The organism is Pseudomonas sp. G3-39, assembly GCF_054790485.1.
This window is the reverse complement of sequence record NZ_CP186497.1, coordinates 577,313-591,431: the sequence shown is the minus strand read 5'-3', so window position 1 is coordinate 591,431 and position 14,119 is coordinate 577,313. Positions and strand designations below refer to the sequence as shown.

Annotated in this window: 10 protein-coding genes; all 10 read left to right on the top strand. The window is 62.2% G+C overall.

The annotated features are described in order from the left end of the window. Nucleotides 1-66: 66 nt before the first annotated feature. The 10 genes from ACOYXG_RS02635 to urtD all read left to right on the top strand — a co-directional run bounded on the left by ACOYXG_RS02635 (nucleotide 67) and on the right by urtD (nucleotide 14,077). Entirely contained in the window at nucleotides 67-2,187 is a 2,121-nt protein-coding gene (locus tag ACOYXG_RS02635) for a TonB-dependent copper receptor (RefSeq protein WP_183783639.1), read from the top strand. 177 nt (nucleotides 2,188-2,364) lie between these two features. Then, on the top strand, nucleotides 2,365-3,744 hold the full coding sequence (locus tag ACOYXG_RS02630; protein ID WP_097089897.1) for a PepSY-associated TM helix domain-containing protein: 1,380 nt from the start codon (nucleotides 2,365-2,367) through the stop codon (nucleotides 3,742-3,744). Nucleotides 3,745-3,894: 150 nt separating this feature from the next. Further along, complete coding sequence (locus ACOYXG_RS02625; RefSeq protein ID WP_460355748.1) at nucleotides 3,895-6,018, top strand: TonB-dependent receptor; 2,124 nt, start codon at nucleotides 3,895-3,897, stop codon at nucleotides 6,016-6,018. A gap of 113 nt (nucleotides 6,019-6,131) precedes the next feature. Continuing rightward, nucleotides 6,132-6,920, top strand: a complete 789-nt coding sequence (locus ACOYXG_RS02620) for an ABC transporter ATP-binding protein (RefSeq protein WP_027613567.1) — start codon at nucleotides 6,132-6,134, stop codon at nucleotides 6,918-6,920. After that, nucleotides 6,917-7,864 (top strand): ABC transporter substrate-binding protein, encoded by a 948-nt coding sequence (locus tag ACOYXG_RS02615; RefSeq protein WP_115988311.1) that lies wholly within the window; start codon nucleotides 6,917-6,919, stop codon nucleotides 7,862-7,864. The genes ACOYXG_RS02620 and ACOYXG_RS02615 overlap by 4 nt, the downstream gene beginning before the upstream one ends. Beyond that, a complete protein-coding gene (locus tag ACOYXG_RS02610) occupies nucleotides 7,861-8,871 on the top strand; it encodes a FecCD family ABC transporter permease (RefSeq protein WP_460355745.1) in 1,011 nt (336 codons plus the stop codon). Before ACOYXG_RS02615 ends, ACOYXG_RS02610 begins: the two co-directional genes overlap by 4 nt. 329 nt (nucleotides 8,872-9,200) lie before the next feature. After that, complete coding sequence (gene urtA, locus ACOYXG_RS02605) at nucleotides 9,201-10,466, top strand: urea ABC transporter substrate-binding protein (protein WP_027613564.1); 1,266 nt, start codon at nucleotides 9,201-9,203, stop codon at nucleotides 10,464-10,466. A gap of 163 nt (nucleotides 10,467-10,629) precedes the next feature. Beyond that, complete coding sequence (gene urtB / locus ACOYXG_RS02600; protein WP_027613563.1) at nucleotides 10,630-12,132, top strand: urea ABC transporter permease subunit UrtB; 1,503 nt, start codon at nucleotides 10,630-10,632, stop codon at nucleotides 12,130-12,132. Continuing rightward, complete coding sequence (urtC, locus tag ACOYXG_RS02595) at nucleotides 12,132-13,211, top strand: urea ABC transporter permease subunit UrtC (protein WP_460355741.1); 1,080 nt, start codon at nucleotides 12,132-12,134, stop codon at nucleotides 13,209-13,211. The genes urtB and urtC overlap by 1 nt, the downstream gene beginning before the upstream one ends. Further along, entirely contained in the window at nucleotides 13,208-14,077 is an 870-nt protein-coding gene (gene urtD / locus ACOYXG_RS02590; RefSeq protein WP_414888950.1) for an urea ABC transporter ATP-binding protein UrtD, read from the top strand. Before urtC ends, urtD begins: the two co-directional genes overlap by 4 nt. Nucleotides 14,078-14,119: the final 42 nt, after the last annotated feature.

The following is a 14,119-nucleotide window of genomic DNA, read 5'->3' as shown; positions in this document are numbered from 1 at the left end:
ACACGGTTGAGAAGACAGCTTCAGGCTGCCGGCCGTGTCGTTTACGACTGTTTGATGGAAATTGTCATGTCCAGGTTTTCTGCTGTTCCACGCTCGGGTTCTGCCCAGGCGTCTTTCGCGCTGAACGCATCGCGCATTGGTTTCTCGCACGCCACCGCCGTCCTTTGCGGCGTCCTGCTGTCGCCGTTGGTGCTGGCCGATGACCACGCCGGTCACGTTGATGAACTCAGCCCGACGGTGATCACCGCGATCGCTCCCAGCTCGCCGTTGACCATCGTCACCAACCCCAAGGATCCGCGTCAGCCGGTGCCGGCCAGTGACGGCGGCGATTACCTGAAGACCATTCCCGGCTTCGCCCTGGTGCGCAATGGCGGCACCAACGGTGATCCGGTGCTGCGCGGGATGTTCGGTTCGCGCCTGAACATTCTCACCAACGGCAGCATGCTGCTCGGCGCCTGCCCCGGGCGGATGGACGCGCCGACCTCGTACATCTCGCCGGAAACCTACGACAAACTCACGGTGATCAAGGGCCCGCAAACCGTACTCTGGGGGCCGGGCGCATCGGCCGGCACGATCCTCTTCGACCGTGAGCCGGAAAGCTTCGGCGAACTCGGCACGCGGGTGAATGCCAGCGTGCTGGCCGGCTCCAACGGACGCTTCGACAAAGTTGTCGACGCCGCTGCCGGCGGGCCATTGGGCTACGTAAGGGTAATCGGCAATACCGCGCACTCCGACGACTATCGCGACGGCAACAACGACAGCGTGCCGTCGCGCTACGACAAGTGGAACGGTGACATCGCGCTCGGCTGGACCCCGGACGCCGACACCCTGATCGAACTCACCGCCGGCAAGGGCGACGGCGAAGCGCGCTACGCCGGGCGCGGCATGGACGGTTCGCAGTTCCTGCGCGAAAGCCTCGGCCTGCGCTTCGAAAAATCCAACATCACCGACGTACTGGAGAAACTCGAAGCGCAGGTCTACTACAACTACGCCGACCACGTGATGGACAACTACAGCCTGCGCACCCCATCCGGCACCGGGATGATGGCGGGGCCCATGGCCTCCAACGTCGACCGGCGCACCCTCGGCGCGCGGATCAAGGCAACCTGGCGCTGGGCCGACATCCAGCTGATCACCGGTCTCGATGCGCAGACCAACGAGCATCGCCAGCGCAGTGGCATGGGCATCGACACCTACAAGGATCAGCCGTACACCAAGGACGCCGATTTCCATAACTACGGCGTGTTCAGCGAAATGACCTGGTACGCCGCCGACCGTGATCGGCTGATTACCGGCGCCCGGGTCGACCGTGCTTCGGCCAAGGATTACCGGCAGCGCATTGGTTCGGGAATGATGAGCCGGCCAAATCCGACCGCCGACGAGACCCGCGCCGACACCCTGCCAAGCGGCTTCGTGCGTTACGAGCATGACCTCGCTGACAGCCCGGCCACGCTGTACGCCGGCCTCGGTCACGCGCAGCGCTTCCCGGATTACTGGGAGCTGTTTTCACCGAAGTCCGGCCCGGCCGGCTCGCTGAATGCGTTCGACTCGATCAAACCGGAGAAGACCACCCAGTTCGACTTCGGCGTGAACTACAAGACTGCCGAACTCGAAGCCTGGGCCTCGGGCTACATCGGTGTGGTGCGCGACTACATCCTGTTCGACTACACACCGACGATGATGGGCATGAGCACTTCGCGCGCGGAAAACATCGACGCGCGGATCATGGGTGGCGAGCTCGGTGCCGCCTACAAACTCACCGATAACTGGAAAGCCGACGCGACCCTGGCTTACGCCTGGGGCAAGAACAGCAGCGACGGCAAAGCCCTGCCGCAAATGCCGCCGCTGGATGCGCGCTTCGGCCTGACCTACAGCGAAGACAACTGGAGCGCCGGGGCGCTGTGGCGCGTGGTCGCGGCGCAAAACCGCATCGACCAGAACAAGGGCAACGTGGTCGGCAAGGACTACGACAAGAGCGGCGGCTTTGGCGTGTTCTCGCTCAACGGCGCCTACCGGATCAACAAAAACTGGAAGGTCAGCACCGGCGTCGACAACCTGTTCGGCAAGGCTTACGCCGAGCACCTGAACCTGGCGGGTAACGCCGGTTTCGGCTACCCGGCCAACGACCCGCAAGCGATCAATGAACCGGGGCGCACGCTCTGGACCAAGGTCGATATGAGTTTCTAACCGAGCGGCACGCCCTGCCCCTGTGGGAGCGGGCTTGCTCGCGAAGACGGCGGTACATCCAGCATGGGTGGCGCCTGACACGACGCTTTCGCGAGCAAGCCCACTCCCACAGGAGTGCAGTGGTGAAACTCCCCATACAGAACAAAGAAAAGATCCAAGCCAAGCGGAGCAAACGTGATGCAAAAGCCCAAACCGAATTTCTACAACCTGGCCTGGCGCTGGCATTTCTATGCCGGATTATTCGTCGCGCCGTTCATGGTAATGCTGGCCCTGACCGGCATCATCTACCTGTTCAAACCGCAACTCGATTCACTGATGTACAGCAGCCTGCTCAACGTCCCGGCCGGGCATCACACGGTGCCGGCCGATGATCTGCTGCAACGGGTCAAGAGCGCTTATCCACAGGGTCAGATCACCCAATACCTGCCGCCGGCCAACGCCGAACGCAGCGCGCAATTTGTCGTGAAGAATGAAGGTCACGAACTCAATGTGTTCATCGATCCGTACCACGGCGACATCCTCGGCGAGCAGGATGCGAAGAAAAATCTGCAAGCCGTCGCCCGCGCTATCCACGGCGAGTTGATGATCGGCACGCTCGGTGACCGCCTGATCGAACTCGCCGCCGGTTGGGGTGTGGTGCTGGTGGTATCGGGGGTGTTTCTGTGGTGGCCGCGCGGTCAGGCGGCGGGGATTCTGTGGCCTCGCCTGAACAGTCGCGGTCGGGTGTTGTGGCGTGATCTGCACGCGGTCACCGGGTTCTGGGGCGCAGCATTGCTGCTGGTGATGCTGCTCAGCGGCATGACCTGGACCGGCTTCTGGGGCAAGCAGTACGCCCAAGTGTGGAACGTGTTCCCGGCCGCGATGTGGAACAACGTGCCGACCTCCGACGTCGAGGCCGGCAGCCTCAATAACGCCGCGCGCCAGACCGTGCCATGGGCAATGGAAAACACGCCGATGCCGATGTCCGGCGACCACGCCGAACACATGGCCCACGGCGACATGCAACACGGTCCCGCCGCACCCGCGATCAGCCTGCAAGAGGTGCAGAACATCGCCATTGAACGCAAGGTCGAACCCGGCTACAGCATCACCCTGCCAACCACCGCGACCGGCGTGTTCACCATCGCCATGTTCGCCGACGACCCGCGCAACGACGCGACCCTGCATGTCGATCAGTACACTGGCAAGGTCCTCGCCGATGTGCGTTTCGAGCAGTACGGCGTGGTGGCGCGGGCCACGGAAATCGGTGTGATGCTGCATGAAGGCAAGATGTTCGGCACCTTCAACCAGATCATCGTGCTGCTGATCTGCCTGATGATTCTGCTCAGCGCCGTCAGCGGTGTGGTGATCTGGTGGAAGCGGCGTCCGCAGGGCAAGTTCGGCGTGCCGCCGCTGCGCCATGACCTGCCGAAATGGAAAACCGGCGTGGCGATCATGCTCGCTCTGGCCGTGATCTTTCCGCTGGTGGGCGCTTCGCTGGTGCTGGTCTGGCTGCTGGATCGGCTGCTGTTGTCGCGTCTGGGCCGCCAAGCTGAATCTGCCTCAACTTCAACGTGAAGCAGGCGAGATGCGCGTTTCAGACAGATCTTTAAACTGCCGGGACTTAAACTCCGGCTTTTTTTAGTGTTACTGTATAACGCAAATAGGCCGCCCTGCCCGCAACCAAAAGTTGCGGGCTTTCTTTTGAAGAAGTGATTCACCGTCCCGATGAACAAGTACCTCTTGTCCAGCCTCTGCCTGTTCGCCCTGAACAACGCCAACGCCGACGGCCAGCCGCTGACGCTGCCCACCGGCACCATCTCCGCACCTGCGGTTGACGAAGAAAGTGTCAGCCTGACCACGCCGACCACCGCCGGCTCGCGCCTGAACCTGACGGCCATGGAAACTCCGGCCAGCGTCGAAAGCCTTAGCGGCGAGCAGGTTCGCGCCCGTGGTGATCGCAGCGTGCAGGACGCCGTGTCGCGCAGCACCGGCATCAGCCGCACCGGCACCCCGGGCGATGGCGGCACCTCGTTGCAGGCACGCGGTTTTACCGGGCAGAGTTCGGTGATGCAGTTGTATGACGGCAATCGGATGTACACCGGCATGGGCACCGTGACCTTTCCGGTCGACACCTGGTCGGTGCAGCGCGTAGACGTACTGCGCGGCCCGGCCTCGGTGCTGTACGGCGAAGGCGCGACCGGTGCGGTGGTCAACGTGATTCCGAAGAAACCGTTCGAGGGTGAAATCGAAAATCACCTGCGCGTCGGCTACGGTTCCTACGACAGCCAGCAGCAGGCGTTCGACAGCGGCGGCTCGCTGAGCGACACCCTGAGCTATCGCCTCAATCTCAATCGTCTGCGCAGCAACGGCTGGATCGATCGCGGTGACTCCTCCAGCGACTTCATCAGCGCCGCCCTGCGCTGGCAGGCCACCGAAGACCTGGCCTTCACCCTCGCCCACGATTACGGCGATCAGCGCCCGCAGAACTACTTCGGCACTCCACTGATCAACGGCCGATTGCAGGACAGCCTGCGCAACAAGAACTACAACGTGCGCGACGACCAGCAGCACTACAACGATCAGTGGACGCGCCTGACCAGCGATTGGCAGATCAACGACGCCGTCAGTGCCAGCAACGAGCTGTACTACCTCAAAGCCCAGCGCCGCTGGCAGAACGCCGAAAACTACAACTTCGACACCGCCACGCAACAGCTCAGCCGCAGCGGCTACTTCGGCATCGGCCATCAGCAGGAGCAGGTCGGCGACCGCCAGACCTTCACCTTCAAGCACTCGCTGTTCGGCCTCGACAGCCAGACCGTGACCGGCGTCGATTACAACCGCATCCGCTTCCAGCTCAATAGCAACTCGCCGTTCAACGATGTGCTGCCGAACGGTCAGGCGCTGGATCTGTATCACCCGCAACCGGGCTATTTCGAAAGCGCCAACCCGTACCGCGACCAGTTCGACAGCACCACCAAACAGATGTCAGTGTTCGCTGAAAACCGCACGCAACTGAGCGAGCGCTGGTCGCTGGTGACCGGCGTGCGCCGTGATTACGTGCACGTTGATCGCAACAATCTGATCGACGACAGCCAGAGCGACAAGACCCTGACCGGCAACAACTGGAAGGCCGGACTAGTGTTTGCCCTGACGCCCGAGACTTCGTTCTACGGTCAGGTCGCGACCAGCACCGACGGCATCGGCGGCCTGATATCCCTCAGTCCGAGCCAGCAGCAATACGACCTGTCGACCGCGCGCCAGACAGAAATCGGCATGAAACAGTTGTTCTGGGATCAGCGCGGCGAGTTCACCCTGGCGGCCTATCGCATCGTCAAAAAGAAACTGCTGACCGACGATCCGGGTAATCCGACGCTCAAGCAGCAAGTCGGCCAGCAATCGTCCAACGGCCTGGAAGCCAGCCTCGATCTGCAACTGCCGCACGCCTGGCAACTGCAGGCCAACGCGGCGATTGTCAAGGCCAGGTACGATGATTTCTCCGAAGTGGTCAACGGGCAAACCCTGTCGTACAACGGCAATCGCCCGGTGGATGTGCCACGGCGCACCGCCAATCTGTGGCTGAACAAAAACCTCAGTGATGATCTGAAGGCCGGGGCCGGCATGCGTTATGTCGATGCGCGTTACGCCGACATGGCCAACCGCAACGAGCTGCCGAGTTACACCGTGGTCGATGCGACGCTGTCGTGGCAAGCCCTGCGCAACACCACGCTCGGTCTACAGCTGAACAATCTGTTTGACCGCCAGTACGCACAAAGCCAATACAATGCGGGCCAGCAGTGGATTCTCGGCGAGCCGAGATCGTTCTTCGTCACGGCCGATTACACCTTTTGATTCACCGGCCCCTTCGCGAGCAAGCCCGCTCCCACATTGAAATGCGATCCACTGTGGGAGCGGGCTTGCTCGCGAAGGCGTCATCAGCAACACCCGATATTTCAGAGTAGAAGATGACCTCACTGACCCTCGCCAACCTCGCCTGGACACCCCTGGGCCACGGCCACTGCCATCACCAGTTCCAGCTGCGTGACGCCTCGTTGCAGGTGGCCGCCGGTGAGTTTGTCGGTTTGATCGGCCCCAACGGCAGCGGCAAGACCAGCCTGCTGCGCTGCGCCTATCGCTTCAGCCAGCCGGAAAGCGGAGAGGTCAGACTCGATCACCACAACGTGTGGAAGCAATCCTCGCGCTGGTGCGCGAAACGCATCGCCGTGGTCCTGCAGGAATTCCCCGATGCCTTTGGCCTGACCGTCGAAGAAGTGGTCGCCATGGGTCGCACGCCGCACAAAGGCCTGTTCGATGGCGACACGCTGGAAGATCGCAATCTGGCGACGCAAGCGCTCAAATCCGTCGGCCTCGACGGCTTCGAAGACCATGCGTTCGCCACCCTGTCCGGCGGTGAAAAACAGCGGGTGATCCTCGCCCGCGCCCTGACCCAGCAACCGCAATTGCTGATCCTCGACGAGCCGACCAACCACCTCGACCCGCGTTATCAGCTCGAACTGCTGCAACTGGTCAAACGTCTGCAGATCGGCACCCTCGCCAGCATTCACGACCTGAACCTGGCCGCCGCGTTCTGTGACCGACTGTACGTGATCAATCACGGGCGGATCGTCGCCAGCGGCACGCCGCAACAGGTACTCACCACCGAGCTGCTGCGCGACGTGTTCGGCGTCGAGGCGTTGATCGATTCCCACCCTCTTCACGGCTACCCGCGAATCACCTGGATAACCCGACCATGACTGTGCGTTCCCTGCTTTGTGTCGCTCTTTTGTTGTGCAGTGCCCAGGCCTTCGCCGAAGCTACGAAATACCCGTTGACCATCCATAGCTGCAACCGCGAAGTGACCTTCAACGAAGCGCCGAAACACGCGGTCAGCCACGACATCAACATGACCCAGATGATGCTCGCCCTCGGCCTCAAATCGCGCATGGCCGGTTACAGCGGCGTCAGCGGCTGGAAGTCGGTGACGCCCGAAATGCAGTCGTTGCTCGACGGTTTGCCGGAGCTGGCTGCGAAATATCCATCGGTGGAAACCCTGCTCAACGCCAACGTTGATTTTTTCTTCGCCGGCTGGGATTACGGCATGCGCGTCGGTGGCGACCTCACGCCGCAGACCCTGCAACCGCTGGGCATCAACGTGTATGAGCTGACCGAATCCTGCGCCTTCGTGATGAAGCGTCCGGCGGCGACGCTGGACGACACCTACAACGACCTGCGCAACCTCGGGAAAATTTTCGACGTGCAGGATCGCGCCAACGCACTGATCGCCGACATGCAGAATCAGGTCGCCGAGATCCGCAAAGACCTGCCCGCCGACAAGCCGCGCGTGTTTCTCTACGACAGCGGCGAAGACCGCGCCATGACTTCCGGGCGTCTCGGCATGCCGCAGGCGCTGATTGATGCTGCAGGCGGGCGCAACATTCTCGACGACGTCGACGCGAGCTGGACGAGGGTCAACTGGGAGACCGTGGTCGAACGCAATCCGCAGGTGATCGTGATCGTCGACTACAGCGAAATCACCGCTGAACAGAAGATCGAATTTCTGCTGAAGAACCCGGCGCTGCAATCGGTCGATGCGATCAAGAACCAGCGCTTCATCGTCATCCCTTACGTGCAGGCCACGCCGGGGATCGATAACGTGCTGGCGGTGGAAACCCTGGCCAAAGGATTCCACGGCGAATGATCGACCGTCGCTACGCCTTGTTGCTGATCGCCCTCGGCGCCGTGTTGCTGGTGTCGTGCGTGGTCTCGCTCGGTTTTGGTCCGGCGCGGGTGCCAGTGGACGTGGTGTGGCGGATTCTGCTGCACAAGGCTTTCGGTCTCGGCGAGGTGAGCTGGAGCGCCGGGCAGGAGCACATTGTCTGGCTGATCCGTGTGCCGCGCATGTTGCTCGGGGCGTTGGTCGGTGCCGGGTTGGCGTTGATTGGCGCGGTGCTGCAAGCGGTGACGCGCAATCCTCTTGCCGATCCGCACCTGCTCGGCGTCACCTCCGGCGCGACACTCGGCGCAGTGATCGTGGTGCTGCACATCGGTGAAATCGTCGGCCTGCTGACCCTGCCGATTGCCGCGTTCATCGGTGCATTGCTGAGCATGTTTCTGGTGCTGGGCATTGCCAACCGTCAGGGTCGGCTCGACAGCGACCGGTTGCTGCTGTGCGGCGTGGCGGTGTCGTTCGTGATGATGGCGATCGCCAACCTGCTGCTGTTCATGGGCGACCATCGCGCCAGTTCGGCGGTGATGTTCTGGATGCTTGGCGGTCTTGGCCTGGCGCGCTGGGAGTTGCTGACGATACCCGCGCTGAGCGTGTTGCTCGGCCTCGGTCTGCTGCTGGGCATGGCCCGGCCATTGAACGCCTTGATGGCCGGCGAACAGACCGCCGTCACCCTCGGCCTGAATGCCCGCGCGGTGCGCCTGCGGGTGTTTGTGATCGCCTCGCTGATGACCGGGGTGCTGGTGTCGATCAGCGGCTCGATCGGTTTTGTCGGGCTGATGGTGCCGCACATTGCCCGGCGTCTGGTCGGTGCCGAACACCGCCGACTGCTGCCGGCCTGCGTACTGCTCGGCAGCCTGTTTCTGGTGTGGGTCGATGTTGCCGCGCGAACTCTGATCGCGCCGGAAGACCTGCCCATCGGCGTTGCCACCGCGGCTATCGGCGGTCTGTTCTTCATCGGCCTGATGCGCCGCCGCTGACACAACAAACATAAAAAACTGTGGGAGCGAGCCTGCTCGCGAAGAGGCCGTGCCAGCCAACTTCATTTTTGAATGACCCACCGCATTCGCGAGCAAGCCCGCTCCCACAGTGAATGGCACTGTTTGCGAAATCGGCGCCCTAATCTGGCGCACACGAATGCACCGTCACACGCGACCGGTCCCTTCATGGTGCATCCCACCAACACGCAACCGCTCTAAACCGACATTTCCCTGCCCGATCCCGACCGGGCACAGCCCTTGCAAAACACACCTTCAGTCGTCCGCATCTGCCAACCATAAAAAACTTTAACGTTCATGGAGATCGCACAATGAAGCGTCGCAGTTTGATCAAGGCTTTCACACTCACGGCATCCATTGCCGCGATGGGCATGACCTGGACTGTCCAGGCGGCCGAGACCATCAAGGTCGGGATTCTGCATTCGTTGTCCGGGACCATGGCGATCTCTGAAACGTCGCTCAAAGACATGGCGCTGATGACCATCGACGAGATCAACGCCAAGGGCGGGGTGAACGGCAAGATGCTCGAACCGGTGGTAGTCGACCCGGCATCCAACTGGCCACTGTTTGCCGAAAAAGGCCGGCAGTTGCTGACTCAGGACAAAGTCGCCGTGGTGTTCGGTTGCTGGACATCGGTGTCGCGTAAATCGGTGCTGCCGGTGTTCGAAGAACTCAACGGCCTGCTGTTCTACCCGGTGCAGTACGAAGGCGAAGAGATGTCGCCGAACGTGTTCTACACCGGCGCCGCGCCGAACCAGCAAGCGATCCCCGCCGTTGAATACCTGATGAGCGAAGAAGGCGGCAGCGCCAAGCGCTTCTTCCTGCTCGGCACCGACTACGTCTACCCGCGCACCACCAACAAGATCCTGCGCTCGTTCCTGCATTCCAAAGGCGTGGCTGACAAGGACATCGAAGAGGTCTACACCCCGTTCGGTCACAGCGACTATCAAACCATCGTCGCCAACATCAAGAAGTTCTCCGCCGGCGGCAAGACCGCCGTGATCTCGACGGTCAACGGTGACTCCAACGTGCCGTTCTACAAAGAGCTGGCCAACCAGGGGCTGAAGGCGACCGACGTACCGGTGGTGGCGTTCTCGGTGGGTGAAGAAGAGCTGCGCGGCATCGACACCAAACCGCTGGTGGGCAACCTTGCGGCGTGGAACTACTTCGAGTCCGTGGAGAACCCGGTGAACAAGAAGTTCGTCGCTGACTGGAAGGCTTACGCGAAGAAACACAACCTGCCGGGCGCCGACAAAGCGGTGACCAACGACCCGATGGAAGCCACTTACGTCGGCATCCACATGTGGGCGCAGGCAGCGGAAAAAGCCAAGTCCACCGACGTCGACAAAGTTCGCGAAGCGCTGGCCGGCCAGACCTTCGCCGCGCCGTCCGGTTACACCCTGACCATGGACAAGACCAACCACCACCTGCACAAACCGGTGATGATCGGCGAGATCCAGAACGACGGTCAGTTCAACGTCGTGTGGCAGACCGAAGGCCCGATCCGCGCGCAGCCGTGGAGTCCGTTTATCGATGGCAACGACAAGAAGCCGGATTATGCGGTGAAGAGCAACTGAGCCATTGGGTGTCGGGCTGGTAAGACTTTCAGTCCGACATACTCCCCCTGTGGGAGCGGGCTTGCTCGCGAAAGCAGTTCGTCATTCAACTTATATGCAAGCTGACACACCGCTTTCGCGAGCAAGCCCGCTCCCACCATTAGTCCGCGCAAGGCGACTCTTTATGCCGACTACCCTTTACCGCTTCATCCTCGCCATCGCATTGCTGTTGCCGATGACTGCCTTTGCCGGTGACGCCGAAGACTTCGTCGCCGCCAATCCCGTGCAGCAAGCCAGACTGCTGGAAGCCTGGGCCGCGCAGCCCGAGCCGGCGCGTGTCGAGCTGATCAACGCCCTGCAACAAGGCGAATTGACCCTCGACGGCCAGCCGAAAACCCTGCGCCTGAACAACCGCCTGCGGGGTCTGATCGACACCGCGTTGGCCAGCCACCAATTGCTCGCCGCCGACGCCAAAACCCGTCTGACTGCCGCGCAGCAATTGCAGAAAAGCGCGAAACCCGCGCAGCTGAAATTCCTCGACCAGCAACTGGCTGGCGAAAAAGACGAGAACGTCCACGCCGCCCTGAGCCTGGCGCTGGCCAATCTGCAGCTGGTCGACAGCGATCCGGCGGTGCGTCTGGCCGCCGTGCGCCTGCTCGGCGAAACCGGCGATCCGCTGGCCCGCACCCGCCTCGAAGGCCTGCTCGAACCCGGCGTGGAAAGCGATGCCGGGGTGCGCACCGCCGCCGAAACCAGTCTGGCTCAGGTCAAGCGCAAACTGCTGATCGGCGAAGTGTTGGGTCAGGCGTTCAGCGGCATGTCCCTCGGCTCGATCCTGCTGCTCGCGGCCCTCGGGCTGGCGATCACCTTCGGCCTGCTCGGGGTGATCAACATGGCCCATGGCGAGATGCTGATGCTTGGCGCCTACTCGACCTACGTGGTGCAGCTGATGTTCCAGCGCTACGCCCCGCAAGCCATCGAGTTCTACCCGCTGATCGCACTGCCGGTGGCGTTCTTTGTCACGGCGGCGATCGGCATGGCGCTGGAACGCACGGTGATTCGTCATCTCTACGGCCGCCCGCTGGAAACCCTGCTCGCCACCTGGGGCATCAGCCTGATGCTGATCCAGTTGGTGCGCCTGCTGTTCGGCGCGCAGAACGTTGAAGTAGCGAACCCGGCGTGGCTGTCCGGCGGGATTCAGGTGCTGCCGAATCTGGTGCTGCCGTACAACCGCATCGTGATCATCGCTTTCGCCTTGTTCGTGGTGGTGCTGACCTGGCTACTGCTGAACAAGACCCGCCTCGGCCTCAATGTCCGCGCGGTCACGCAGAACCGCAACATGGCTGCCTGCTGCGGCGTGCCCACCGGCCGCGTCGACATGCTCGCCTTCGGCCTCGGCTCGGGCATTGCCGGGCTCGGCGGTGTGGCGCTGAGTCAGATCGGCAACGTCGGCCCGGACCTCGGCCAGAGTTACATCATCGACTCGTTCCTGGTGGTGGTGCTCGGCGGAGTCGGCCAACTCGCCGGCAGCGTGCTCGCCGCCTTCGGGCTGGGCATCGCCAACAAGATTCTCGAACCGCAGATCGGTGCGGTACTCGGCAAGATCCTGATCCTCGCGCTGATCATTCTGTTCATCCAGAAACGTCCGCAAGGCCTCTTCGCACTGAAAGGACGGGTGATCGACTGATGAACCAGCCTCTACTTGTCACGGCCACGCAAAAGGCCGGCCCGAAAGTCACCCTCGCCATCGGCGCGGTGATCCTCGCGCTGCTGATCGCTCTACCGTTGCTCTCGCTATTGGCACCGGACAGCACGCTGCATGTGTCGGCGTATACGCTGACGCTGGTCGGCAAAATCCTCTGCTACGCCATTGTCGCCCTGGCGCTGGATCTGGTCTGGGGCTACGCCGGGCTGCTGTCGCTGGGCCATGGCCTGTTCTTCGCCCTCGGTGGTTATGCGATGGGCATGTACCTGATGCGTCAGGCCGCCGGTGATGGTTTGCCGGCGTTCATGACCTTTCTGTCGTGGACCGAACTGCCGTGGTACTGGAGCGGCACCAGCAGTTTTATCTGGTCGATGTGCCTGGTGGTGCTGGCGCCGGGTCTGCTGGCGTTGGTGTTCGGCTTCTTCGCCTTCCGCTCGCGGATCAAGGGTGTGTATTTCTCGATCATGACCCAGGCCCTGACGTTCGCCGGGATGCTCCTGTTTTTCCGCAACGAGACCGGCTTCGGCGGCAACAACGGCTTCACCAACTTCCGCACGATTCTCGGTTTCGGCATCACTGAGCCGGGCACTCGCGCGGTGCTGTTTCTGGCTACCGTGTTGTTGCTGGTGGCGAGTCTGTTCATCGGCTGGCGTCTGGCGCAGAGCAAGTTCGGCCGGGTACTGACGGCGCTGCGCGATGCGGAAAACCGCCTGATGTTCTGCGGCTACGACCCGCGCGGTTTCAAACTGTTCGTCTGGGTCTTGAGCGCGGTGCTGTGCGGTCTGGCCGGGGCCTTGTATGTGCCGCAAGTGGGGATCATCAACCCCAGCGAAATGTCGCCGACCAACTCGATCGAAGCGGCGGTGTGGGTCGCCCTCGGCGGTCGCGGCACGCTGATCGGGCCGTTGCTCGGTGCCGGTGTGGTCAACGGCATGAAGAGCTGGTTCACCGTGGCCTTCCCTGAATACTGGCTGTTCTTCCTCGGCGCGCTGTTCATCGTCGTGACGTTGTATCTGCCCAAAGGCGTGATCGGCCTGCTGAAGAAACGAGGTGAACAATGAGAGTCACTGCGAGTGCTGAATTCATGCTCGAACCGGCGTTTTTCCCCGTGGAACCGAACAAGGACGAAGGCACCAGCCGTGACTCGATCGGCCTCGGCCAACGCGTCGGCCCGGGCCTCGACACCCGCCACGGCACGATCCTGACCCTGGAAGACATCAGCGTCAGCTTCGACGGCTTTCGCGCGCTGAACAATCTGAACCTGTACATCGGCGTCGGCGAACTGCGCTGCATCATCGGCCCCAACGGCGCGGGCAAGACCACGCTGATGGATGTGATCACCGGCAAGACCCGCCCCAGCCACGGCAAGGCCTGGTTCGGCGAAACCCTGGATCTGACGCAGATGAGCGAAGTACAGATTGCCCAGGCCGGCATCGGTCGCAAGTTCCAGAAACCCACAGTGTTCGAAGCGCTGAGCGTGTTCGAGAACCTGGAACTGGCGCAGAAAACCGACAAGTCGGTGTGGGCCAGTTTGCGCGCACGCTTGAGCGGCGAGCAGAAAGACCGGATCAGCGAAGTGCTCGACACCATTCGCCTGACCACCTCGGTCAATCGCCCGGCGGGCTTGCTGTCCCACGGGCAGAAACAGTTTCTGGAAATCGGCATGTTGCTGATGCAGGACCCGCAACTGCTGCTGCTCGACGAGCCGGTGGCGGGCATGACCGATGCCGAAACCGAATTCACCGCCGAGCTGTTCAAGTCGCTGGCCGGCAAGCATTCGCTGATGGTGGTGGAGCACGACATGGGCTTCGTCGGCTCGATTGCCGACCATGTGACGGTGCTGCATCAGGGCAGCGTGCTGGCCGAAGGGTCGCTGGAGCAGGTGCAGGAAAACGAGCGGGTGATCGAGGTTTACCTCGGCCGCTGAGCTGCAAACACCTTTCCAATGTGGGAGCGGGCTTGCTCGCGA

Bases quoted from the DNA above. Each gene is read 5' to 3' on its own strand.
- ACOYXG_RS02635 (WP_183783639.1), top strand. From the start codon at position 67: ATGTCCAGGTTTTCTGCTGTTCCACGCTCGGGTTCTGCCCAGGCGTCT.
- ACOYXG_RS02630 (WP_097089897.1), top strand. From the start codon at position 2,365: ATGCAAAAGCCCAAACCGAATTTCTACAACCTGGCCTGGCGCTGGCAT.
- ACOYXG_RS02625 (WP_460355748.1), top strand. From the start codon at position 3,895: ATGAACAAGTACCTCTTGTCCAGCCTCTGCCTGTTCGCCCTGAACAAC.
- ACOYXG_RS02620 (WP_027613567.1), top strand. From the start codon at position 6,132: ATGACCTCACTGACCCTCGCCAACCTCGCCTGGACACCCCTGGGCCAC.
- ACOYXG_RS02615 (WP_115988311.1), top strand. From the start codon at position 6,917: ATGACTGTGCGTTCCCTGCTTTGTGTCGCTCTTTTGTTGTGCAGTGCC.
- ACOYXG_RS02610 (WP_460355745.1), top strand. From the start codon at position 7,861: ATGATCGACCGTCGCTACGCCTTGTTGCTGATCGCCCTCGGCGCCGTG.
- urtA (WP_027613564.1), top strand. From the start codon at position 9,201: ATGAAGCGTCGCAGTTTGATCAAGGCTTTCACACTCACGGCATCCATT.
- urtB (WP_027613563.1), top strand. From the start codon at position 10,630: ATGCCGACTACCCTTTACCGCTTCATCCTCGCCATCGCATTGCTGTTG.
- urtC (WP_460355741.1), top strand. From the start codon at position 12,132: ATGAACCAGCCTCTACTTGTCACGGCCACGCAAAAGGCCGGCCCGAAA.
- urtD (WP_414888950.1), top strand. From the start codon at position 13,208: ATGAGAGTCACTGCGAGTGCTGAATTCATGCTCGAACCGGCGTTTTTC.